This is a genomic window from Methyloversatilis sp. RAC08 (genome assembly GCF_001713355.1).
Classification (GTDB): Bacteria; Pseudomonadota; Gammaproteobacteria; order Burkholderiales; family Rhodocyclaceae; genus Methyloversatilis.
On sequence record NZ_CP016448.1, the window covers coordinates 3811459 to 3834521 of the forward strand.

Annotated in this window: 17 protein-coding genes; 8 read left to right on the forward strand and 9 right to left on the reverse strand. The window is 66.2% G+C overall.

Annotated features, from left to right (window positions below; all coding sequences use genetic code 11):
* Positions 1–8 precede the first annotated feature (8 nt).
* Both BSY238_RS17320 and BSY238_RS17325 read left to right on the forward strand, forming a co-directional pair.
* Positions 9–599, forward strand: a complete 591-nt coding sequence (locus BSY238_RS17320) for a hypothetical protein (protein ID WP_069040241.1) — start codon at positions 9–11, stop codon at positions 597–599.
* Positions 600–611: 12 nt separating this feature from the next.
* Positions 612–1493 (forward strand): dienelactone hydrolase family protein, encoded by an 882-nt coding sequence (locus tag BSY238_RS17325; protein ID WP_223300197.1) that lies wholly within the window; start codon positions 612–614, stop codon positions 1491–1493.
* Positions 1494–1524: 31 nt separating this feature from the next.
* Here BSY238_RS17325 and ybiB (BSY238_RS17330) read toward each other — a convergent pair whose 3' ends face one another.
* From ybiB (BSY238_RS17330) to nirB, 6 genes are all read right to left on the reverse strand, one after another.
* The gene (ybiB, locus tag BSY238_RS17330; RefSeq protein WP_069040243.1) at positions 1525–2529 is read right to left on the reverse strand and encodes a DNA-binding protein YbiB; all 1005 of its coding nucleotides are present in this window, start codon (positions 2527–2529) and stop codon (positions 1525–1527) included.
* 44 nt (positions 2530–2573) lie between these two features.
* A complete protein-coding gene (locus tag BSY238_RS17335; protein ID WP_069040244.1) occupies positions 2574–5303 on the reverse strand; it encodes a nitrate reductase in 2730 nt (909 codons plus the stop codon).
* Between the two features lie 29 nt (positions 5304–5332).
* Complete coding sequence (locus tag BSY238_RS17340; RefSeq protein ID WP_083224091.1) at positions 5333–7144, reverse strand: bifunctional protein-serine/threonine kinase/phosphatase; 1812 nt, start codon at positions 7142–7144, stop codon at positions 5333–5335.
* Positions 7145–7161: 17 nt separating this feature from the next.
* Positions 7162–8376 (reverse strand): nitrate/nitrite transporter, encoded by a 1215-nt coding sequence (locus tag BSY238_RS17345; protein ID WP_069040245.1) that lies wholly within the window; start codon positions 8374–8376, stop codon positions 7162–7164.
* A 268-nt stretch (positions 8377–8644) separates the two neighbouring features.
* Positions 8645–8962: a nitrite reductase small subunit NirD gene (gene nirD / locus BSY238_RS17350; protein WP_069040246.1), complete on the reverse strand. Its 318-nt coding sequence runs from the start codon at positions 8960–8962 to the stop codon at positions 8645–8647.
* Between the two features lie 124 nt (positions 8963–9086).
* Entirely contained in the window at positions 9087–11555 is a 2469-nt protein-coding gene (nirB, locus tag BSY238_RS17355; protein ID WP_069040247.1) for a nitrite reductase large subunit NirB, read from the reverse strand.
* Positions 11556–12288: 733 nt separating this feature from the next.
* Here nirB and BSY238_RS17360 point away from each other — a divergent pair.
* Together BSY238_RS17360 and BSY238_RS17365 are read left to right on the forward strand one after the other, a co-directional pair.
* Entirely contained in the window at positions 12289–12477 is a 189-nt protein-coding gene (locus tag BSY238_RS17360) for a hypothetical protein (RefSeq protein ID WP_069040248.1), read from the forward strand.
* On the forward strand, positions 12474–13961 hold the full coding sequence (locus BSY238_RS17365) for a methyl-accepting chemotaxis protein (protein WP_069040249.1): 1488 nt from the start codon (positions 12474–12476) through the stop codon (positions 13959–13961). Before BSY238_RS17360 ends, BSY238_RS17365 begins: the two co-directional genes overlap by 4 nt.
* A 55-nt stretch (positions 13962–14016) precedes the next feature.
* Here the strand turns inward: BSY238_RS17365 and ybiB (BSY238_RS17370) are convergent, their stop codons facing one another.
* Complete coding sequence (gene ybiB / locus BSY238_RS17370) at positions 14017–14931, reverse strand: DNA-binding protein YbiB (protein WP_069040250.1); 915 nt, start codon at positions 14929–14931, stop codon at positions 14017–14019.
* Between the two features lie 86 nt (positions 14932–15017).
* Here ybiB (BSY238_RS17370) and BSY238_RS17375 point away from each other — a divergent pair, with 86 nt between their 5' ends.
* The 3 genes from BSY238_RS17375 to BSY238_RS17385 are packed head-to-tail and all read left to right on the forward strand — an operon-like array spanning position 15018 to position 18843.
* Positions 15018–15917, forward strand: a complete 900-nt coding sequence (locus BSY238_RS17375) for an NAD(P)-dependent oxidoreductase (protein WP_335625448.1) — start codon at positions 15018–15020, stop codon at positions 15915–15917.
* Positions 15914–16783 (forward strand): NAD(P)-dependent oxidoreductase, encoded by an 870-nt coding sequence (locus tag BSY238_RS17380; protein WP_069040252.1) that lies wholly within the window; start codon positions 15914–15916, stop codon positions 16781–16783. The genes BSY238_RS17375 and BSY238_RS17380 overlap by 4 nt, the downstream gene beginning before the upstream one ends.
* Positions 16784–16830: 47 nt before the next feature.
* Positions 16831–18843, forward strand: a complete 2013-nt coding sequence (locus BSY238_RS17385) for a sensor histidine kinase (protein WP_223300198.1) — start codon at positions 16831–16833, stop codon at positions 18841–18843.
* A 45-nt stretch (positions 18844–18888) separates the two neighbouring features.
* On the opposite strand, the gene BSY238_RS17390 is transcribed toward BSY238_RS17385, so the two are convergent.
* Both BSY238_RS17390 and BSY238_RS17395 read right to left on the reverse strand, forming a co-directional pair.
* Positions 18889–20094, reverse strand: a complete 1206-nt coding sequence (locus BSY238_RS17390; RefSeq protein ID WP_069040254.1) for a phospholipase A — start codon at positions 20092–20094, stop codon at positions 18889–18891.
* 106 nt (positions 20095–20200) lie between these two features.
* Positions 20201–21403: an ammonium transporter gene (locus BSY238_RS17395; RefSeq protein ID WP_069040255.1), complete on the reverse strand. Its 1203-nt coding sequence runs from the start codon at positions 21401–21403 to the stop codon at positions 20201–20203.
* Positions 21404–21673: 270 nt separating this feature from the next.
* Here BSY238_RS17395 and gdhA point away from each other — a divergent pair, with 270 nt between their 5' ends.
* Complete coding sequence (gene gdhA / locus BSY238_RS17400) at positions 21674–23017, forward strand: NADP-specific glutamate dehydrogenase (RefSeq protein ID WP_069040256.1); 1344 nt, start codon at positions 21674–21676, stop codon at positions 23015–23017.
* Positions 23018–23063 lie beyond the last annotated feature (46 nt).

Consider the following 23063-nt stretch of genomic DNA (forward strand, 5'->3'; position numbering starts at 1 on the left):
ATCTGATCATGACCCGCCAACAACATCTGCTGACGGCACTTGCCGCGACGTTCTGCCTGCTCGGCGCGAGCGCCGGTTCGGCCGCACAGGACAACCAGTCCGACCGTTTTTTCCGCGAATGCCGGGCTGCGTGGGCCGACAACAACATCGGTCTGGCCGATGAGCTCTGTTACAAGGCGCTGATGCATCCGGATGTAAACGCGATCACCCCGGATGCAAAGTCGCAGCGCCTGTACAACTATGCACAACTGAAGCGCATGCTCGGCAACTGGGAAGGTGCGGAGGAGCTGTTGCGCGAATCGCTGACCATCGAGGAAAAGCGCGCCGGCAGCGCCCCGGATCTGCCGCTGGCCCGTCGCCTCGCCGAACTGTCGATCGCCTGCGCTGCGCAGAACAAGTGGTCCGAAGGCATCGACATGATCGAGCGTCTGTACCCGGTTGCCGGCCAGTTCCAGGGCGGCGAGCGTGCCGCGATCAGCGAACTGTTCCGCAACTACGTGCCGCAGGTGGCGACCGCCGGCAAGATGGATCTGGCGCGTCAGCTGAACGAGTTCTCAGACTCGGTGCCGGCACGCGAGCCCGGCTTCATCAATCGCTGAGGAGGACTGGCCGTGGATTCGAGCGCTGCAAAACCTGCCGCTGGTCTGCCGGGCGACCCGGAGCGGCGCGACTTCCTGCGTACGGCAACGGTGGCCGGCTTCGCACTGGCCGCGCAGCCGGTGATGGCGCAGCAGATCATCACGACGCCCGCGACAGGTCTGGACACCGGCATGGCCGAGGTCGATACGGCCGATGCGCAGAAGCTGCCGGTTTATTTCGCCCGCCCGGCAGGCAAGGCCAAGCCGCCGGTGGTGCTGGTGGTGCAGGAAATATTCGGCGTACACGAACATATCCGTGATGTCTGCCGGCGCTTTGCCCGGGCCGGTTATTTCGCGATTGCGCCCGAGCTGTACTTTCGCCAGGGCGATCCGTCGAAGATAAGCAGCGTGCCGGAAATACTCGAACGCATCGTGTCGCGCGTCGGCGATGCGCAGGTGATGAGCGATCTCGACAGCTGCGTCGCCTGGGCCGCGCAGTCCGGTGGCGATGCGGCCCGTCTGGCGGCAACCGGTTTCTGCTGGGGCGGCCGCATCACCTGGCTGTACGCCGCGCATCAACCCGCGCTGCGCGCCGGTGTGGCGTGGTACGGCAAGCTTGACGGCCTGCCGGGCGAGCTCACGCCGAATCATCCGATCGATCTGGCCGACGCGCTCAAGGCGCCGGTGCTCGGCCTGTACGGCGGCAAGGATCAGGGCATTCCGAACAGCGACGTCGATGCCATGCGTGATGCCCTGACGAAGTCGCCGGCCGAGGCGGCGCGACGGTCGGACATCGTGCTGTATCCGGAGGCGCCGCATGGTTTTCACGCCGACTTCCGGCCGAGCTATCGTGAAGCCGACGCCAGGGATGGCTGGCAGCGCTGCCTTGACTGGATGTCCGCCAACGGCGCCTGACGCCGCGCAGCACCGATTCCGGCGGTGAGCGTCAGTGGGCCGAGTGCGGTGTTGCGTGCGCCAGCCCGAGCGAAACGGTGGCCTTGGCATGCGTCAGGTCGCGTGCCGAACCGCTGCCGAACAGGCAGGCAGCCACCTGGTTGAGCAGCGGTTGCGGGATGGCCCGGTGACCTTCCAGCATTTCACGTATGCATACGCTGGTGGCGTCGATGTCTTCCGCAGGCGGCAGCGGATTGACCAGCTGCGGCGTACCGATCTCTGCTTCGAACAGCGTGCGGGCGGTCTGGTGTTCGAACATCTGGATGCGCGGTCGGCGCATTGGATCGGCAAACGAATCGTCGTCAGGGGCGCGCATCAGCAGCGCACGCTCCGGTGCGCGCAGGAACATGTCGTGCAGTCGCGACAGGAGCTGGGCATCGGCCGCGCAGATGACGCGCAGGCTGCGCAGCGGTGCCGGATCGAGCAGCTTTGCGACGACGTGTGCAGTATTGCGGTTGCCCATGCGATCCCGCAGGCGGATCAGACTGTCCAGCGAAGGGCTGAGCAATTCGGTCGGCAGCACTGCACAACGCCCAGAGTTCAGCGTGGTCTGCGCGTCGGCCAGACTGCTGCAGGGCGCATGCCCGAGTCGCTCGAACACGTCGATGCTGCCCGCCCGAGTACCATGGCCCACGAGTCCATGCACCAGCACGGGCACTTCGAGACGCGCCAGCATAAGCGCAAGCAGCGGCATCAGGTTGGGTGCCCGACCGGCGCGCGAATAGCTTGGAATGACCACCATGCGAGGCCTATGCTGCGGCAGCTCGATGACCGGGACACGTTCGTTGAGCGCGCGCGCAAAGCCGGCCAGCTCGTCGGCCGACTCGTTCTTCCAGCGCAGGCTGGCCAGCACGGCACCGAGTTCGAGCGCAGGAATGCGGCCGTCCAGCATGTCGGCGAACAGGCCGTATGCCTCTTCTTCCGCCAGATCCCGGCCTTCTTCGCCACCGCGGCCCAACGCGGACAGCATGTCTGTCAGGGTCTGTTGGCTCAACATCGCAGCACTCGCTCCATGCTCATGTTCGTCTCCTCGAAATATTGTTATGCCGCCTGCCGTCGTGCATCCAGCATGCGTTTCAACTCGGGCACGCAGGACCCGCATGAGGTGCCGCAACGCAGTGACTGCTGCAGCGACAACAGATCCGCACCGGCGTCGATGGCGAGCGCGATGTCGGGCTCGGCGACATCGAGGCAATTGCACACGATGCGCCCGCGCGTGACGGTGGCCACCGGCGGCGTGACCAGCGGTGCGAACAGCCAGCGCCGCAGATCGGTCGTCGGCTGGCGTCCGGTCATGACGTCACGCAGCCAGCCGGCTGCTGCGGTTTCGCCGGTCAGCCGTATGCCGGTCAGCAGGCCGTCCTCGATCAGCGCGCGCTTCGTGATGTCGCGCCGCGCGTCGCGATAGACCAGGCAGGCCGGGTTGTCGAGCGCGCAGATGCGGTCTATGTCGGCCAGCCAGTCGTCCGGAATAGGTGCGTCGTGCGCGATGCGCAGCACCAGCACCGGGCGCTCCCGGCCGGCCAGTGACAGTGCAGCGTAGGCAAACCGTGCCAACACCGGAGCCAGCGCCTCCGACCGCTGCAGCGCGGCACTGACGGCGGCCTCGTCGCTGGCTTCGGTGCGTAGCAGCAGCGCCTGATAGGGCAGGTCGGCGCGGGCGATCTGCACTGCCGCGTGCTTGAGTTCCGGCTGCTTCGAGTAGGGGTCGGTCCGGCCGGCAGTCAGTGCATTGGCACCACTGTTCGAAAGCGTGTTGCGCCCCCAGTGCATCGCGACGAATGCGCTGCCCGGTCGCTGGGCCGCGCTGGCGTGCGCGCGCAGCACGATGTTGCCGCGCCGGCTCCGAACGCGCACCAGATCGCCGTCTGCCAGACCGCGGCGCGCCAGATCGTCGGCGTGTACCTCGACGCGTGGCTCGTCGACATGGCTGTACAGCTGCGCCACCAGCCCGGTGCGGCTCATGCAGTGCCACTGGTCGCGCAGGCGGCCGGTATTCAGGTGCAGCGGGAAGCGCGCATCGATCTTTTCAGCGGTGGTGGTGGTGACCGGTACGACAAAGCGTGCCCGGCCGTCCGCGGTCGCGAACGTGCACTCGGTGTACAGGCGTGCCCGGCCGGCATCGGCGCCGGCGGGGAAGGGCCATTGCTGCGGACCGAGCCGGTCGAGCAGTGCGTAGCTCAGACCGGTGATGTCGAGGTCGCGTCCGCGCGTGGTTCCGGCGTGTTCGTCAAACAGCTGTTCCACCGTGTCGTAAGGGAACAGACTCATCGCGTCGCGGCCGATCCGGGGCGCCAGCGCGTGAGCGAAATCGCAGGCGATGCGCCAGTCGGCGCGCGCTTCGCCCGGTGCCGGCAGTGCCGCCTTCACATGTGTGATGCGGCGTTCCGAGTTGGTGACCGTGCCTTCCTTTTCGCCCCAGGTGGTCGCCGGCAGCAGCAGGTCGGCGAAGGCGGCCGTTTCGGTGCTGCGGCAGGCGTCCTGCACGACGACGAATTCGGCCGCCTGCAGCGCTTCGGTGATCAGCGCCTGATCGGGCATCGAGTGCGCCGGATTGGTACAGGCGATCCAGATCGCCTTAACCTTGCCGCTGCGCACACCCTCGAACAGCTCGACCGCGGTCAGGCCGGGTTGCGCCGGGACCTCATCGATACCCCACAGCCGGGCGACTTCGGCCCGGTGTTCCGGGTTGGCGAGGTCACGATGGCCGGACAGCAGATTGGCCATGCCGCCGACTTCGCGTCCGCCCATCGCATTGGGCTGCCCGGTCAGCGAGAATGGACCGGCACCCGGGCGGCCGATCTGGCCGGTGGCCAGATGCAGCGCGATGAGCGCCGTGCCGTTGTGCGTGCCGTGATGCGACTGGTTCAGGCCCTGACACCACATCGACATCGCGGCCTTCGCCGAACCGAACCACTGCGCGGCGGTGACGATGTCTTCGGCGCGCAGGCCGCAGATTTCCGCCGCGACCGCCGGTGTCACGTCGCGCACGTGCCTGCGCAGTGCCTCGAAGCCTTCGGTGTGCGCACGAATGAAGGCGTCGTCGGCATGACCTTCCCACAGCAGCACGTGCAGCATGGCGTTGAACAGCCAGACATCGGTGCCGGGCAGAAGCGCCAGATGCAGGTCCGCGTCGGACGCGGTGTCGGTGCGACGCGGGTCGATGACGATCACCTTCAGTGCCGGATTGGCGCGCCGCGCGTCCTCGATGCGGCGATAGACGATGGGGTGCGCGTAGGCCGGGTTGCCACCGGCGATCAGCAGACAGTCCGTTTGGTCGATGTCTTCGTAGGAGCAGGGTGGCGCGTCGGCGCCCAGCGTCATCTTGTAGGCCGACACGGCCGAACTCATGCACAGGCGCGAATTGGTGTCGACATTGTTGGTGCCGATCAGGCCCTTCGCCAGCTTGTTGAAGGCGTAGTAATCCTCGGTCAGCAGCTGGCCGGAAATGTAGAAGGCAACCGAATCCGGGCCGTGCGCTTCGATGAGGGACGCAAACCGTTCGGCGGCATGGCCGAGCGCAGCATCCCAGCCGACGCGCGTGCGCTGCGCGTCGCGCGCAAGGCGCAGTTCCGGATGCAGCGCGCGCGTTTCTGGCCTCGCACTGAGGTGCAGCGTCGCCCCCTTGGAGCACAGCCGGCCGAAATTCGCCGGATGCTCGGGGTCGCCGCGAACACCGCTGATGCGGCTGCCGTCGTGTTCGATGATCACGCCGCACCCGACACCGCAGTAGCAGCAGGTCGAGCGGGTTTCGTGTCGGGTGTCGGTCATTATTGTCTCCGCCTGACGTTTAGCAAGGCTTATGCCACGTTCCTGAAGGCCTGTTTGCGCGCCTGGGTGAGCGCTTTTGCCGCGAAGCTGTACGCATGCGCTCCTTCGCGGGGCGCGCTGAATGGTGCATGCATGCCACTGGTGCGCGCCGCGTTCGGTCCTTGCGATAGCAGTGCCCACAGCAGCAGCAGATTCAACAGTGCCGACAGGGTCAGCAATACGCGCAGCAGCCGCACCGACGCACGTTCGATCAGCGGCGTCCGTCGCGGCAGGGCGAGCGGGCGGTGTGCGCCATGTTCCAGCGCGAGCAGGAACTCTTCGGCCGTTTCGAAGCGCGAGTCGGGTGTGCGTGCCACAGCCTTGAGCAACGCCGCTTCGAGCCATTCCGGTGTTTGCGGGCGAAAACGCGTGGGTGGCAGCGGATCGCCGAAACGCGGTCGCTGGAAAGGTTCGATCTCGCCGTACGGGTAACGCCGGGTCAGCAGTTCGTACAGCGTGACGCCGAGCGCGAACAGGTCGCTCGACTCGCTGGCGACCGAGCCGGCAAACAGTTCCGGCGCCATGTAGCTCGGCGTACCCGGGTTATTGATCTCGCCAAACGCTTCGCCATCGGACGCCGCGACGCCGAGGTCGAGTACGCGCAACGCGCCCTGAGCGTCCAGGTGCAGGTTGTCCGGCTTGATGTCGCGATGCACGATGCCGAGCCGGTGCAATGTGCCGAGCGCGCGCAGGACGGTGCAGCCCAGCCGGACAGTCTGCTCGACATCGAAATGGTGGCCAGCATCGAGCCGGGCACGCAGCGTCGCTCCCTCGTGCCAGCTCATCAGGTAATACAGGCAGCTTCGACCGGCATGGCTCGACACCTGCGGAAACAATGGCGACACCACGCGCCGTGCGAGCCATTCCTCGTGCACCAGGGCGGCGATGGCATCCGGGTCGGCCGCGTCCGCGCGCAAGGTCTTGAGCACCTTGATGTCGCCGCTTGCTTGATCTCGCACGCGATAGAGCAGCGTCACGCGCGATTCGTGCAGCACCGCCTCGACCTTCAGTCCGTCGATGACATCGTCCGCATGCAGCCGCGGCGGCAATTCCAGTTGCGCAGCCTGCGCAAGGCGGTCGCGCAGCGCCGCCTGCCCCAGCGCGTCGACGCGCACCACCAGCGCGGTGCAGTTGTCGTTGGCGCCGCGCGCTTCTGCCTGCAGCGCGAGCGCCGAAGCCAGCGACTCGGGTTCGCTGTGGCACGCCAGCTCGCCGGCGATGCCTTCGTCGTGCAGCGTGTTCCAGACGCCATCGCTCAACAGCACGAAGCAGTCGCCGGTTTCGAGTTCGCCGTCGGCGTGGTCGACTGCAAAGCGCGCATCGAGGCCGACCGCGCGGTGCAGCACATTGGACAGTTCCGGGTGCGCCCAGGTGTGATCCTCGGTGAGCTGCGTCAGGCAGCCGGCGCGGTACAGGTAGATGCGCGAATCGCCGACGTGGGCGAGGTGCCAGCGGGTGCCGCGCAGTACCAGCGCAGACAGCGTGGTGGCCATGCCCGCGGTTTCTCGAGTGCGCGCGGCGTGCGCAATCAGCCAACGATTGAGCGCACCGAGTACCCGGTCGATCGACTGCGTGATGCTCCAGGTATCGGGCGTGGCGTAATAGTCGTTCAGCAGGCCGCGCACGGTGAGCTCGGCCGCTTCCCGTCCGTTGGCGTGCCCGCCGACGCCGTCGGCCACGGCGAACAGCAAGCCTTTGGCGTCCAGCGTTTCGCCGGCGGGCGTCACCGCACCGGCAAAATCCTCGTTGCGCGGTCGCGGCCCGGCGATCGAGCACTGACCGATGGACACCTTCAATGTCATGACCGGGGAACCCTGCGTCAGATGCGTGCGTTGGTGAGGTGTGCGGCCCCCCAGGTCGTGCGCCAGCGTGTTTTTACCCGCGTCAGCCCGACCAGCGCGAGCACGGCCAGCAGTCCGAAAATGATGAAGCCGGTCTGGTAGCTGCCGGTGGCTTCGCGCGAATAGCCGAGCGACGATGCGAGATAGAAGCCGCCGATGCCCCCGGCCATGCCGACCAGACCGGTCATGACGCCGATCTCGCGCCGGAAGCGCTGCGGCACGAGCTGGAACACTGCGCCATTGCCCATGCCCAGCGCCAGCATGGCGCCGACGAACACGACCACCGCCATCCAGGCCTGCGGCAGGCCGAAGCTCACGCCGAACAGGAAGGCGGCGGCGATCACGTACATGACGGTCAGCGTGCGGATGCCGCCAATGCGGTCGGCGAGGTTGCCGCCGATCGGCCGCACCAGCGAACCGGCGAACACGCAGGCGGCAGTGAAGTAACCGGCCATCTGCGCGTCCAGCCCGTACTGGGTGTTGAAGTAGATGGTCAGCGACGAGGCGAGGCCTACGAAGCCGCCGAAGGTGACGCTGTAGAAGAACATGAACCACCAGGCATCGCGGTCGCGCAGCACCTTCAGGTACTCGGCCAGCGTCTTGGGTGGCGGGCATTCAGGCGCGTCCCTGGCCACCAGCAGATAGAAAATGAACACGGCCACCAGCGGGATCAGCGCCAGACCGAACACGTTGACCCAGCCGAACGCGACCGCCAGGCCTGGCGCAAACAGCGCGGCCAGCGCGGTGCCCGAGTTGCCGGCGCCGGCGATGCCCAGTGCGGTGCCCTGGTGTTCCGGCGGATACCAGCGCGACGCCAGCGGCAGCGCGACCGCGAAGGCGGCGCCGGCGAAGCCGAGGAAGCAGCCGAACAGCAGTGCCTGTTCGTAGCTTTGGATGCCGAAGTGCCAGGCGACGAACATCGCTGCGATGACGATGACCTGGCCGATCGCGCCCGCCTTCTTCGGCTGCAGGTGGTCGACCAGCACGCCCATCAGCAGGCGCAGCAGCGCGCCGGCGAGCACCGGCACGGCGACCATGAAGCCCTTCTGCGCGTGGGTCAGTTGCAGGTCATGCGCGATCTGCACGCCGAGCGGGCCGAGCAGCACCCACACCATGAAGGCGAGATCGAAATAGAGAAAGGCGGCAAACAGCGTTGGCGTGTGGCCGGCCTTGAGAAATGCTTTCCTGTCCATCGGTGGATGACCTCCCCGTTATCGGTCCGGCCTGCGCGCGTCGTTGCGGACAGCCGTTCTTCGGGATTGCGGTGAATCAAATGGGTGAGTCGCTGAGCATCGCTCCGCGGTACATCGGTAATCATGTGTAGGTCGGGGTGAGCGCAGCGATGCCCAACGAGCTGATGCCTCCGAGTGCGATGTGTAACGAGCTCTTGTTGGGCATCGCTACGCTCACCCCAACCTGCGGGACCGCGTTCACCCCGACCGACGGGGCGTACGCGGTGGATCAGGCTTTCAGCAGCACCTGCCCGTTTTCGACCTTCACTTCGAAGCTGCGCGTGCAGCCGACGTCCGGTGCGATGGCGTCGCCGGAATCGAGCTGGATCTTCCAGCTGTGCAGCGGGCAGGTGACGGTATTGCCGTGGACGATGCCCTGCGACAGCGGCCCGCCCTTGTGCGGGCACTTGTCATGCACCGCGAACACCTGCTCGTCATTGCGGAAGATGGCGATGTCGCCGGTGTCGCTGCGCACGACGCGCGAGCCCAGGTGGGGAATGTCTTCGAGGGCACAGACCGGCGCCCACGTGATGGTTTCGGTGCTCATGAGGGTTCCTGTTTGTGTATCTGGAGGGGCTAGGGGTGAGGGGCTGGGGGCCAGGGAACAGGCGCGGCTTTGCCGCGCGAGGGGTGAGCCCCTGATCCCTGGCCCCTAGTTTCCAGTCCCCAAATCAAGCCTGCATGGCCTGGCGGATGGCGATGGTGCGGAATTCGCGGCCTAGGTCGGACTTCGCATCCGCCTGCGCGCGTTCCAGCCAGGGATCCTTGTAGTCCTGCAGCGCAAACAGCAGCCGCTCGTACAGGGCCTTGCGGTTCTCGGCGTCGTCGACCACCTTGCCCTTCACATAATCGAGGCCGACGCGGTCGATGTAATGCACCGTCCGTTCCAGGTACCAGCCTTCTTCGCGATACAGTTGCAGGAAGGCGCCGGAGTACTCCATCACCTCGTCGTCGCTGGTCACCTTGCAGAAGTATTGCGCCACCTCGGTCTTGATGCCGCCGTTGCCGGCGACGTAGATTTCGTAGCCGGATTCGACGCCGATGACGCCGACGTCCTTGATGCCGGCTTCGGCGCAGTTGCGCGGGCAGCCGGACACGGCGAGCTTCACCTTGTGCGGGCTGTACATGCCGAACAGCATCTTTTCCAGCTTCACGCCCAGACCCATCGACAGCTGGGTGCCGAAGCGGCAGTGCTCGGCGCCGACGCAGGTCTTCACGGTGCGCAGGCTCTTGCCGTAGGCGTGGCCCGACACCATGCCGGCCTGCGCGAGGTCGGCCCACATGGCGGGCAGGTCGTCCTTCTTGACGCCCAGCAGGTCGATGCGCTGGCCGCCGGTCACCTTGACGGTCGGCACCTTGTACTTTTCCGCAGCGTCGGCGATGGCGCGCAGTTCGTTCGGCGTGGTGAGCCCGCCCCACATGCGCGGCACCACGGAGTAGGTGCCGTCCTTCTGGATGTTGGCGTGCGCGCGCTCGTTGATGTAGCGGCTCTGCGGGTCGTCCTTCGCCTCGTGCGGCCAGCTCGATTGCACGTAGTAGTTGAGCGCCGGGCGGCATGACGCGCAGCCATTGGGCGTCTTCCACTGCAGTTCGCGCATCACGGTCGGAATGTCGATGTAATGGCGGTCGCGGATCGCCGCACGCACGTCGCCGTGGTTCATGTCGGTGCAGCCGCACATCGCCTTGGAGGTGGAGCTGGCCGGCGTGTAGGCGCCGCCGATGCACGAGGCGAGGATCTGCTCGACCAGGCCGGTGCATGAACCGCAGGAGCTCGACGCCTTGGTGTGCTTGCGTACGTCATCCAGCGAAAACAGACCCTTTTCCTTGATCGCCTTGACGATGGTGCCCTTGCACACGCCGTTGCAGCCGCACACTTCGGCCGTGTCCGGCATCGAGGCGGCCTGCGTCTGACCCTTGTGGCCGACGTCGCCCAGGTGGTTCTGGCCGAACATCAGGTGGTCGCGCACGGCGTGGATGTCCTGGCCGTCCTTGATCAGCTGGAAGTACCAGGCGCCATCGGCCGTGTCGCCATACAGGCAGGCACCGACCAGACGTTCGCCTTCCAGCACGAGCCTTTTGTAGACGCCGCCAGACGGGTCGTGCAGCACGATGTCATCGCAGCCCGGACCGCCGGTGAAGTTGCCGGCCGAAAACACGTCGATGCCGGTCACCTTCAGCTTGGTCGAGGTGACCGAACCCTTGTAGGTGCCGATGCCGTACTGCGCGAGGTGGTTGGCGCACACCTTGGCCTGTTCGAACAGCGGCGCGACCAGACCGTAGGCGATGCCGCGGTGGCTGACGCATTCGCCGACCGCGTAGATCTTAGGGTCGTAAGTCTGCATCGTGTCATTGGCGACGATGCCGCGGTTGCAGTGGATGCCGGCCGATTCGGCCAGCGTGGTGTTCGGGCGGATGCCGGCCGCCATCACGACCAGATCGGCCGGGATCGTTTCGCCGCTCTTGAAGCGCACCGCCGACACGCGGCCATCCGGTCCGGCGATCAGCGACTCGGTCTGCTTCTCGAGCAGGAAGGCCAGCCCCTTCTTTTCCAGCGAGGCCTGCAGCATGTCGGCCGACGGCCGGTCGAGCTGGCGTTCCATGATCCATGCGCCCAGATGCACCACGGTGACATGCATGCCGCGCAGCGCAAGACCATTGGCCGCTTCCAGACCGAGCAGGCCGGCGCCGATCACGACCGCGTGCCGGTGGTTCGCAGCCGCTTCGATCATCGCGTCGGTATCGGCGATGTCGCGATAGGCGATCACGCCCGGCAGGTCCTTGCCCGACACCGGCAGGATGAAGGGATTGGAGCCGGTCGCCAGCAGCAGGCGGTCGTATTCGGCTTCGGTACCGTCTTCGGCCACCACCTTGCGCGCGATGCGGTCGATCTTCACCACCTTCTTGCCTGCGTGCAGCGTGATGCCGTTGTCGCGGTACCAGTCCCAGTCGTTCAGGATGATGTCCTGCACCGTCATTTCGCCCGCCAGCACCGGCGACAGCAGGATGCGGTTGTAGTTGGGATGCGGCTCGGCTCCGAACACCGTGATGTCGTACATCCCGGGCGCGATCTTGATCAGCTCCTCCAGCGTGCGACAGCCCGCCATCCCGTTGCCCACCATCACAAGACGTTTCTTTTCCATGGTCTGCTTCCTGCGAGTACTGACCGCGAATCGCGCGGCCGACGATCCGTCAGCGGCGTCGCCCGGCGGTCGGGTCGAGAACCCCGCACGTGAGAGGACGCACGCACCGGCGTCGGCGCCGATGGCTGTCGGTTTCAGATGATCGTGACCGGCACGTGCCGGTCGAATGAGTGGATGCCGGTTCCTGTCCGCCGCTGGACGAGGAAGCCGCTTGCTGCCGGGTCGCATCGGGCGGGCTGAGCCTGACGCGACATTGATGCTGTCGAGGCGCGATGCTCGACGCGATGTAGGGGCGGTCGAAACCGCTCTGAGTTGTTGGCCCGGTTCAGCGGTCGCGCATCGGGCGAGGCAGGACGCGTCGTTGCGTCGTGGTTGCCTGGCTCTTTAGTCCTCCGGTCGGGTGCGCGTTGCGCAATCGAGTCGGCAGGAATGATCGTGACATGAACAGAACTTCGGTCAGGTTCCACCACGCGTGGATGCAACGTGACCGAAAAACACTAAGCAAATCCTTTGCCATCGCGTTCGCGACTTGCCGGCACGCAGCGCCTGACCGGCGGCAACGCCCGGCCAACAAGGCTTTCAGCTGGCTGTCGCCCGGTGTGGCGCACTGTCACGCAGACGCCAAACACGGGTGCTTGCGCACCGCGGTGGCGGCCAGGCTGCATCAATGCACCCTTGTGGTGCGCCGCCCGGGCCTTTCAAGAAGTCAGCGCCTTCTGCCGTTAAGCAGATCATGACTGACCGATCGATCTCATGTCCCGCCCGGCCGCACAACCGTTCTGCAGATCGACTGGCGTGGCTGCTGCTGACCGGCTGGCTGGTGGCCAGCGGCGTTGCGCTCGCCGGGCACATGCTGGACAAGCCTGCGGACCTCTGCACGACCCCGCGCACCCCGACTGTCACCTACAAGGTTTCGCCATGAACGAACACGTACTTCAATCGGCCCATTCGGCGGCGGATCGCGTAATGCTGATCAGCGCGTCACTGCTGTCCATCGTCTGCATAGCCGTCGGCGCCGCTTACGGCGACCTGCTCGTTTCGCTGCTGGTCGGCTTGCCGGCGGCGGTGGTGCCGCTGCTGATCCATCACCTGGCGCCGGGCGCACTGGTCACCCGCCTGGCCTGCGCGAGTGCGTTCATGGTGCTGGCGGCGCTGCTGATCCAGCTCACCGGTGGCCTGATCGAAGCGCACTTCGCCATTTTCGTCATGCTGGCCTTCCTGCTCTATTACCGTGACTGGCGTCCGATCGTGATGGCCGCCGGCGTGATCGCGGTGCATCACCTGGCGTTCAATTTCATGCAGGCAGCCGGTGTCGGCGTCTTCGTGTTCGCCGATGGCGCCAATCTGTTGATGGTGTTCGTACATGCGGCGTTCGTCGTGGCCGAGGCCGGGTTGCTGTGCTACATGGCGATCGGCCTGAAGCGCGATGCCCTGCAGGCTGCGTGGATCGGCGACATCGCGGAGCGCATCGGTGCGGGCGATCTGGTGTCGGATGTGCCGCAGCACCCGGGCATGCCGCTGCTGGGCAGGATGGAATCGATGCGACTGAAACTGGCGCAGACGGTCAGTCTGATAGTCACCGAGTCGGTCAGCGCGCGCAACGTGGCGGATACGCTGCGCGTCAATTCGGAGCGCATCACGCGCTCGACCGGAGAACAGTGCGAAGCGAGCGAACGCATGGCTGCCGCGGTTCATCAGATGACCACGTCGATCCAGCACATTTCCGGCGAAGCGGATGAAGCGAGCGCGCGGGTGCAGCGCAGCGGTCAATCGGCCGACAACGGGGTGGCCGTCATGCAGGGGCTTGCCGGCGACATCCGGCAGACCGGCGAGGCGATCCACGAGGTGGAAAGCAGCATGGAACTGATCGGCTCGCAATTCGACAGCGTCAAGTCCATCGTCGCGCTGATCAAGGAAATCGCCGATCAGACCAACCTGCTGGCGCTGAACGCCGCCATTGAAGCTGCCCGGGCAGGTGAGCAGGGGCGCGGGTTTGCGGTGGTCGCGGACGAGGTGCGCAAGCTGGCGGAACGCACCCGCCTGGCGACCGAAGACATCGCCCGCACGGTCGACGCGATGCAGACCAGCAAGGACCGCGCGCTCGAAAGTGTGGCCAACACCGTGGCGACAGCCCAGCGCGGGGTCGATCAGGTGGCATCGGTCAGCGATTCCATCGCCGCCGTGTCATCCGAGATCGGCGCCATGATGGACATCATCGTCGGCATGTCGGAATCGATGCGCGAACAGACGCGAGCGGCGACCGGCATTGCGCAGGGCATCGAACAGGTCACCGGGCTGGCGCACGACACTGCGGTGATCGCCGAGGAAGACCGCGCCACCGCTGCACGGCTCGGCGACACGGCGGAGTCGCTGGTCGGCGCGAGCCGGCAGTTCAAGCTGAACTAGGGGCCATCAAAGCGATATCGGGGTCTGCGTTGAAAACGCGGACCCCGCTTTTGCGTCAACACCCCGCAAGTTCCCGGCAGGCGTCGAACTGTGCCCGCAGTGGCGCCGGCAGCGGCAGACGGCCTGCCAGCATTTCGCGGATCAACGCCGCATTGGCCGCCGCATCGATTCCGGCTTCCGGCTGGGTCAGCGCAGCGGCGCTGTCGTCTGCCTCGCACAACACCTTTTCGATGCCATCGAAGAAGCCGGTCAGGGCCGGCCGGCGCGCCGGATTGGCATAGGCCTCACCTTCGGTGCCGCGCAACAGCATCGAATGACCGCCATCCAGGCGCAGGAACTGCGACATCTTGTCCAGATACTCCGGATGCGTCACCGGCACGACGCGTACGCTGCGCCCCGGCAGCGGATCGATCATCTTGGTCATCGAATGCGCCGAGTTGCGCACGCCCAGCTGCGGCCGCAGCGACAGTAGCGTGTCCAGCCCCGGACTGAGTTTCGCGACCTGGATGCAGGCGATGCGCCCGTGCGCGAGCAGCTCGCCTGCGTGTGCGGCGCTGTCGGCCAGCGGCAGTTCGAGCGCGGCCAGCAGTGCGAAAGGATCGGCCCGGCTGTCGAAATCGAAGTGGCCGTGGATCAGCACCGGCACCCCCTCGCGCGCCAGCATCATGGCCAGCAGCGGCATCAGGTTGGGGCGGCGGCGCGCGCCGTTGTAGGTCGGCAGCACCACGGTGCGCGGGCCGGGCGGTGCCTCGATGTGCGTCAGGCGCGCATCGATCGCCGCCTTGAAACCCAGCAGTTCCTCCAGTGATTCGCTCTTGATGCGCATCGCCAGCACGATGGCGCCCAGTTGCAGCGGCGGCACGCGACCGTCGAGCATGTCGCCGAACAGCGCCTGTGCATCATCGCGCGACAGCGCGCGCGCGCCCTTGGCGCCGCGGCCGATTTCCTTGATCTGTTTCGTGTAGTCCATGGCCCGGATTATGCCCGCGCGGGCGGCGTGGCCTGCTGCGTTATAGTCGGCAGTCCCTGCAGCGCCGGTACAGGCGCGCACAACGAATCGAGGAGAACAGCATGAAGATCGGTTTCATCGGACTGGGACTGATGGGGCGGCCCATGGCCGGCCACCTTGCCGCGGGCGGCCACAGCCTGCACCTGTGGGCACGTCGTCCGGAGTCGCTGGCGCCGTTCCGCGACAGCGGTGCCACGCTGCACACGTCGATCGCCGATGTGGCGCGCGAAGCCGACATCGTGTTTTCGATGGTGGCCGACGCACCCGACGTCGAGGCGGTCGCGCTCGGCCCGCAGGGTGTGGCCGAAGGCGCGGCCGGGCGCACGGATCTGGTGTTCGTCGACATGAGCACCATCGCGCCCGACGCTGCGCGTTCGATCGCCGCGCGGCTGGCAGCCAAGGGCGTGGCGATGATCGACGCGCCGGTATCGGGCGGCGAAGTCGGCGCCATCAACGCGGCGCTCACCATCATGGCCGGCGGACCGCAGCCCGCCTTCGACCACGTGTTGCCGCTGTTCCAGCTGATGGGCAAGAACGTGACCCGGGTCGGCGACAGCGGTGCCGGACAGGTGGCCAAGGCCTGCAACCAGATTCTCACCGGTGTCGGCGTGCTGGCGCTGGCCGAAGCCTTTGCCTTCGCCGAAAAGAGCGGTGTCGACGCGGCACGCGTGCGCGAAGCGCTGCTCGGCGGCTTCGCCTACAGCCGCATCCTGGAAAATCACGGCCAGCGCATGCTGGACCGCAATTTCAAACCGGGTTTCAAGTCCTGGATGCACCAGAAGGATCTGCGCATCGTGATGAACGAGGCGCACCAGATGGGTTTGGCGCTGCCCGCCGCCGCCGCCGCCGCGCAGATGCTCAATGCCATGGTCGGCCAGGGGCTGGGCGAAGAAGATTCGATCGCCGTGCTCAAGGTGCTGGAAGGTCTGGGCGGCATCGAAGGATGAAGGCCGGCTTCATCGGCCTCGGCGCGATGGGGCGGGCGATGTCCGCCAATCTGCTGCGCGCCGGCCATGATGTTGCCGTGTGGGCGCGTCGCGCCGAGTCGATGGCGCCGCTGGTCGCACTCGGCGCCCGTGCGGCCGCGTCGCCCGCGGACTGCGCGCGCGGCGCCGATGCCGTGCTGTGCGTGGTCACCGCCGGGCCGGACGTGCGTCAGGTTGCGCTCGGCGCCGACGGCGTGATCGAAGGCGCGTCGCCCGGTTGCGTGTTCATCGACCACAGCACGATTCCGCCCTCCACCGCGCGCGACATCGCCGCTGCGCTGGCCGGACGCGGCATCGACATGCTCGATGCGCCGGTGTCCGGCGGCGAACGGGGCGCAATCGACGCCAGCCTGTCCATCATGGCGGGCGGCGATGCGGCGGTGTTCGAGCGCATGCGGCCGCTGCTGTCGTCGGTCGGCAGCACGCTGGTGCATGTCGGGCCGAACGGTGCCGGCCAGGTCGCCAAGGCATGCAACCAGCTTCTGCTGTGCGCCTTCATCGAAGCGGCAGCCGAGGCGGCGCGGCTGGCCAGCGCAAATGGCGTCGATTTCGGCACGGTGCGCGAGGCGGTCATGCACGGCTCGGCAGGCTCGAGGGCACTCGATCTGTTCGGCGGCCGGATGGCCGCGCGCGACTTTTCGGCCGGCGTGCAGGCCCGACTGCACCATAAGGACATGGGCATCGTGCTCGACGAGGCGGCGTCGCTCGGACTGGCGCTGCCGCTGTCGGCTGCGGTATGGCAGCAGCTCAATGCGCTGATGGGTCAGGGCGGCGCAAGCCGCGACACCTCGGCACTGCTGACCGTGCTCGAGGCATCGCCACACTGACGGCGCCTTGCCCTATGCGATTGTTTTCAGCTCTGCGAGGGGGTTCGGTGCGCGCGCGCCTGCTGCTGCTGGTGCTGGCGCCGCCGTTGCTGATGCTGCCGCTGCTGATCGGCCTGGTCGTGTATTGGGGCAATTCGGCTTACGACCGGTTGCTGGTGTACAAGGTCAATGCCGAACTGACGATTGCCCGTCAGTATCTGGACCGGGTGCTCGAAGCGCAGAAGCTGGCGGTGGCCGGGCTGGCCGGATCAGGCCGCCTGCGCAGCGCCATGGGCGATGACGCCACGCTGGGTGCCATGCTGGCGCAGCAGGCCTCTTCGCGCCGCTTCGACTACCTGCACCTGCTCGATGACGCCGGCCGCGTCGTCGCCAGTTCCACCGACGAATACGGCACGCACCGCCGTGACACCGGCACGACGCCGCGCAGCCACTGGCCGGTGGTCGCTGCGGCGCTGGCCGGTGAAGCGCAGGTGGCCCTGTCCATCTTCAGCGCGCCCGAGCTTGAACAGGTCGGCCCGCCGCTGCGCGAACGCGCACGCCTGGCCATCGTGCCGACCGAGAACGCCCGCCCGGATCCGCGCACCGAAGAAGAGCGCGGCATGGTGATCCATGTCGCCAGTCCGGTGGTCGATGCCCAGGGGCGGCAGATCGCGGTGCTCGAAGGCGGCCAGCTGCTGAATCGCAACCTCGACTTTGTCGATACGATCAACGATCTGGTCTACAACGACGGCGCGCTGCCGCTCGGTTCGCGCGGAACTGCCACGCTGTTTCTCGATGACGTGCGCATCGCGACCAATGTGCGGATGTTCGGTGGCGACCGCGCACTCGGCACTCGCGTGTCGGCGGCGGTGCGCCACCGCGTGCTCGACAACGGCGAACGCTGGCTGGACCGCGCCTTCGTCGTGAACGACTGGTATGTGTCCGGCTACGAGCCGGTGGTCGACGGCGAGGGGCGGCGCGTCGGCATGCTGTACGTCGGTTTTCTCGAAGCACCGTTCCGCGACGTGAAGCAGAACATCCTCGCGGCATTGATCGGATTGTTCGCGCTCATCATGGCGACCGGGGTCGTGCTGTCGCTGCGCGGGGCGCGCAGCATCTTCCGGCCGATCGAGCGCATGGATGCAACGATCAGCGCGGTCGAGCAGGGCGACGCCGCAGCGCGCACCGGTGCGGTGTCGGGTGGTGAGGAAGTGGCCCGTCTGGCGGCTCACCTCGACACCCTGCTTGACACCGTGGCAGCGCGCGAGGCGGAACTGAAACAGCTCAATGCCGAACTTGACCACAAGGTGGTGGAGCGCACGGCGGAACTGCGCGAAACGCAGCGTCAGCTGGTCCGCTCGGAAAAACTGGCCGCAATCGGCCAGCTGACGGCCGGCGTGGCACACGAAATAAACAATCCGATCGCCGTCATGCAGGGCAATCTGGACCTGATGCGCGAACTGCTGGGCGATGCCGCGAGCAGTGTCTCGACCGAAATACGCCTGCTCGATGAACAGATCAACCGCATCCGGCTGATCGTCACCAAGCTGCTGCAGTACGCGCGGCCGGGTGAGTTTGCCGGCTACATCGACGAGGTGGACGTATCGGCGCTGCTGCGCGAAACGCTGCCGCTGGTGCTGCATCAGGTACCGGCACCGGCGGTCGACATCGTGTTCGATCTGCAGGCGCAGACACGCGTGCGCATCAACCGCGACGAACTGCAGCAGGTTCTGGTGAACCTGATGATCAATGCGCTGCATTCCATGCCCGACGGCGGCACGCTGACGCTGGCCAGCCGCGAGCGCAGTGATTCGGCGGGAGCCGCACCCGGAGCCGACATTCTGGTAAGCGACACCGGCCACGGCATCACCGCAGAAAACCTCGGCCGCGTATTCGATCCGTTCTTCACGACCAAGCGCGCCGAAGGCACCGGTCTAGGCCTGTCCGTGTCGCTCGGACTGGTCGAACGCTACGGCGGCAGCATCACGGTGAGCAGCACGCCGGGCGAAGGCAGCTGTTTCACCGTGCATCTGCTGGCCGAACCGGTATTCCGCAGCAGCGATGGCGTGCCGCACGCCTGACGTATGCCGGATGGTTTGATCGCACCCATCCGCGGCAGGACGTCGTTACCGCACGATCGAAAAACCAACCCGGAACTGGGCCGGACCGCTGCGGTTGTAGTCGACCAGACTTTCGCCATAGCCGTTGAAGTACTGGAAGTGCAGGAAGCCGCCGGCGCCCGCGTCTGCGATCAGCAGGCGCTTGAGGCGGTACGACAGGTCGATCTGCAGCGAACCCTGGCTGCCTGGATAGCTTTCGGCCTTGAGCAGCCAGCCGTCATCGTTGCCCACCTCGACGCCGAGTAGTGCATAGCCGCGATAGCGTGAAATGTCGCGGTTGGTCGGGTCGCGGTCGGTGTAGTCGAATACCTTCAGCGAGGCGCCGACATGGGTGTTGTGGTCAAGGTCCCAGCGCCATGACGGCTTCACGAACAAGGTGTCGATCGAGCGCGATTCGTCGGCGTCGCGACCGTTGGACTGGTGCTCGTAACCGGCCTGTGCGGTGAAGGTGTGGCGCGAGCCGATCTGCCTGTAAGGGCCGAATTCATAGAAGAAGCTCGGCTTGTAGACGGTATCGCGGAATGGCTTGGAATCGCTGCTCCAGTCCCAGATCGAGGTTTGCGTGTAGCCGAAGTGCAGGCCGGTCAGCAGCTCGCCGACCGGAATCACGGTCGCCCAGCCGTCGGGATCGAACAGCCTGAACTTGAACGACAGCTGAAAGCGCCCCGTCGTGTCGCCGCGCGAACCGGCGACGAAATACACCGGTTCGTGGGTGGACAGACCGAGTCGGTTGCGGCCGAGATTCACGACGCCGACCGGTTCGGCCGTGGCGGCATCTCCGTTCGCGGCCTTGACCGCGTCCGGCGTCGTGACAGCCACGGCGCCGGCTGCCAGCGGCGCCGGCTTTAATTGCACCAGCAGTACGCTGGACGCCGCGCTGGTCAGTTCGATGCGGCCGGTGCCTTCGAGATCGGTCGGAAAGACCGCGGCGTACTCGCGCCGACCGGCCTCGGCCGGCGACCTGGCGCGCAACGCAACGTCGGCTGCCCGCACGCCGACGATGACGCGTGCCTTCAGATCGTCAGGCAGCGTTTCGCCGGCCGTGGAGATCACGGTCAGCGTCAGCGGCAGGCCCGGCTCGATCTGCGTCTGGCGCGTGGCCAGCAGCAGATCTGCGTGGGCTGGCAGGGTGGTCAGTGCCGCAAGCAGCCCGGCCAGCAGAACGTTGGTCCGGCGCGCCAGGGAAAAACGGGGTCGGGAAGTGCTGTGCATGGGAAAGCTCCGTGGAAGACCGCGCGATTGTGCGCTCTCCCGCTCGTCCAGGCTGTCGCCGGCCGCAGCCCCCGACTGTCACCGCCCGCCTACAGGGCCCATCGCATCACCACAGCGTTTCCCGTTCGGGCGACGCACTGATGCGGTGAATGGCCAGGTCGGCGCCTTCATGCTCCTGTTCCGGATCAAGCCGGATGCCCACGAAAGCCTTCAACAGGCCGTAGATGATGAAACCGCCGAGCAGCGCGATCAGCACGCCGGAGACGCTCCCCACCAGTTGCGACATGAAGCTCACATTGCCCAGCCCGCCCAGTGCCTGCATGCCGAAGATGCCGGCCGCGATGCCGCCCCAGGTGCCGCACAGGCCGTGCAGCGGCCACACACCGAGCACGTCGTCGATCTTCCAGCGATTCTGGGTCAGCGTGAACATCCACACGAACAGGCCGCCGGCAACCGCGCCGGTCATCAGCGCGCCGAGCGGATGCATCAGGTCCGATCCGGCACATACGGCAACCAGTCCGGCCAGCGGCCCGTTGTGCGTGAAGCCGGGGTCATTGCGGCCGGCGACCAGCGCGGCCAGTGTGCCGCCGACCATGGCCATCAGCGAATTGACCGCCACCAGCCCGTTCACGCCTTCGAGCTTCTGGGCGCTCATGACATTGAAGCCGAACCAGCCCACGGTCAGTATCCAGGCGCCCAGCGCGAGAAAGGGAATGCTCGATGGCGGATGCGCCGAAATGCCGCCGTCGCGCGAATAGCGCCCGCGCCGTGCGCCGAGCAGCAGCACCGCGGCCAGCGCGATCCAGCCGCCTACGGCGTGCACCACGATCGACCCCGCAAAATCGTGGAACGGATGGCCGAATTGCGCCTCCATCCACGACTGGAAACCGAAATTGCCGTTCCAGACCATGCCTTCGAAGAACGGATACAGCAGGCCGACGATGAGCGCCGTGGCGGCCACCTGCGGCCAGAAGCGCGCGCGCTCGGCGATGCCGCCGGACACGATGGCCGGAATGGCTGCCGCGAAGGTCAGCAGGAAGAAGAACTTCACCAGATCGTAGCCGCTCGACTGGGTCAGCGCGGTTGCGCTGCCGAAGAAGCTGACGCCGTAAGCGATGCCGTAGCCGACGAAGAAGTAAAGCAAGGTCGACACGCAGAAATCGACCAGAATCTTGACCAGGGCATTGACCTGATTCTTGCGTCTGACCGTACCGACTTCCAGAAAGGCAAAACCGGCATGCATCGCCAGCACCATGATGGCGCCGAGCAGTACGAACAGCACATCGGTCGATGTCTTGAAACTTTCCATGATTCCTCCACGATTCACCGTGGCGGTGCGAAAAGCAAAGAACGCACCATAGGAAGGCGTTCATGACCGGAGGATTGCACCGATCATGTGCAGGGATGCCGTTTCATGGAGGGTGCGCCATTGCACGCACTGCTGCAGTGCGGAAGGTCGGCTGACAAGTGCAAGGTTGTTGCAGGCGATGCCGCACCAAACAAGTGCGGAATGTCATGATTTACCTCAGAATGCGCGCCCTTGGTGCATCGGATGTCCCGCCTCTTTCTGGAGAAACGAGTGAAACACAGCAATTTCGAAGCATTCATCGCCCATGTCGACGCCCGCAATCCGGGGCAGCCGGAATATCTGCAGGCGGTGACCGAGGTCATGGAAAGCCTGTGGCCTCATATCGAAATGCATCCGCGTTACGCCGAACACGCGTTGCTCGACCGGCTGGTCGAACCCGAGCGCGTCCTGATGTTCCGCGTGTCCTGGGTCGATGATCAGGGCGATGTGCAGGTCAATCGCGGCTACCGCATCCAGCACAGTTCGGCCATCGGTCCGTACAAGGGGGGCATCCGCTTCCATCCATCGGTGAACCTGTCGATCCTGAAGTTTCTGGCTTTCGAACAGACCTTCAAGAACGCGCTGACCACGCTGCCGATGGGCGGCGGCAAGGGCGGTTCGGACTTTGATCCGAAAGGCCGCAGCCCGGGAGAGGTGATGCGCTTCTGCCAGGCCTTCGTGTCGGAACTGTTCCGCCACATCGGTTCGGACACCGACGTGCCGGCTGGCGACATTGGCGTCGGCGGCCGCGAAGTCGGCTTCATGGCGGGCATGATGAAGAAGCTGAGCAATCGGGCCGACTGCGTGTTCACCGGCAAGGGCCTCAGTTTCGGCGGTTCGCTGATCCGCCCGGAGGCGACCGGTTACGGCACGGTGTATTTCGCCGAGGAAATGCTGTGCCACGCCGGCCAGTCGATGGATGGCATGCGGGTCGCGGTGTCCGGCTCGGGCAACGTCGCGCAGTACGCCATCGAAAAGGCGATGGCCTTTGGCGCGCGCGTCGTGACGGCGTCGGATTCAGCCGGCACGGTGATCGACGAAGACGGTTTCACGCCGGAAAAGCTGGACATCCTGATGGATGTGAAGAACCGCGCCTATGGCCGCATCAGCGATTATGCGAAGCAGGTCGGCGCGCGCTTCGAATCCGGGGTGCGCCCCTGGCAGGTGCCGGTCGGCCTGGCCTTGCCGTGCGCGACACAGAACGAACTGGACGAGCGCGACGCCCGCACGCTGATCGCCAATGGCGTGAAATGCGTGGCCGAAGGCGCCAACATGCCGTCGACCCTCGAAGCGGTGCGCGCATTCGAGTCGTCCGGCGTGCTGTACGCGCCGGGCAAGGCCTCGAATGCCGGCGGCGTCGCCACGTCGGGTCTGGAAATGAGCCAGAACGCGATCCGGATGTCTTGGACGCGCGACGAAGTCGATGCCCGGCTGCTGCACATCATGCAGGGCATCCATGCCGCCTGCCTGCAGTACGGCAAGCGGCCGGATGGTCGCCTGAGCTATGTCGATGGCGCCAACGTCGCCGGCTTCGTCAAGGTGGCGGACGCCATGCTGGCGCAGGGCGTGATCTGACGCGCGTCGCGAACGAACGCCTTACGCGATGCAGGTGAGCCTGCGC

What these genes read in the sequence shown, in the direction of transcription:
- BSY238_RS17395 (WP_069040255.1), bottom strand. Translation starts at nt 21,403, where the DNA reads ATGGAAAGTTTCAAGACATCGACCGATGTGCTGTTCGTACTGCTCGGC.
- BSY238_RS17360 (WP_069040248.1), top strand. Translation starts at nt 12,289, where the DNA reads ATGACTGACCGATCGATCTCATGTCCCGCCCGGCCGCACAACCGTTCT.
- BSY238_RS17345 (WP_069040245.1), bottom strand. Translation starts at nt 8,376, where the DNA reads ATGGACAGGAAAGCATTTCTCAAGGCCGGCCACACGCCAACGCTGTTT.
- BSY238_RS17365 (WP_069040249.1), top strand. Translation starts at nt 12,474, where the DNA reads ATGAACGAACACGTACTTCAATCGGCCCATTCGGCGGCGGATCGCGTA.
- BSY238_RS17380 (WP_069040252.1), top strand. Translation starts at nt 15,914, where the DNA reads ATGAAGGCCGGCTTCATCGGCCTCGGCGCGATGGGGCGGGCGATGTCC.
- BSY238_RS17335 (WP_069040244.1), bottom strand. Translation starts at nt 5,303, where the DNA reads ATGACCGACACCCGACACGAAACCCGCTCGACCTGCTGCTACTGCGGT.
- nirD (WP_069040246.1), bottom strand. Translation starts at nt 8,962, where the DNA reads ATGAGCACCGAAACCATCACGTGGGCGCCGGTCTGTGCCCTCGAAGAC.
- BSY238_RS17320 (WP_069040241.1), top strand. Translation starts at nt 9, where the DNA reads ATGACCCGCCAACAACATCTGCTGACGGCACTTGCCGCGACGTTCTGC.
- ybiB (WP_069040243.1), bottom strand. Translation starts at nt 2,529, where the DNA reads ATGTTGAGCCAACAGACCCTGACAGACATGCTGTCCGCGTTGGGCCGC.
- BSY238_RS17340 (WP_083224091.1), bottom strand. Translation starts at nt 7,144, where the DNA reads ATGACATTGAAGGTGTCCATCGGTCAGTGCTCGATCGCCGGGCCGCGA.
- BSY238_RS17390 (WP_069040254.1), bottom strand. Translation starts at nt 20,094, where the DNA reads ATGCACAGCACTTCCCGACCCCGTTTTTCCCTGGCGCGCCGGACCAAC.
- ybiB (WP_069040250.1), bottom strand. Translation starts at nt 14,931, where the DNA reads ATGGACTACACGAAACAGATCAAGGAAATCGGCCGCGGCGCCAAGGGC.
- nirB (WP_069040247.1), bottom strand. Translation starts at nt 11,555, where the DNA reads ATGGAAAAGAAACGTCTTGTGATGGTGGGCAACGGGATGGCGGGCTGT.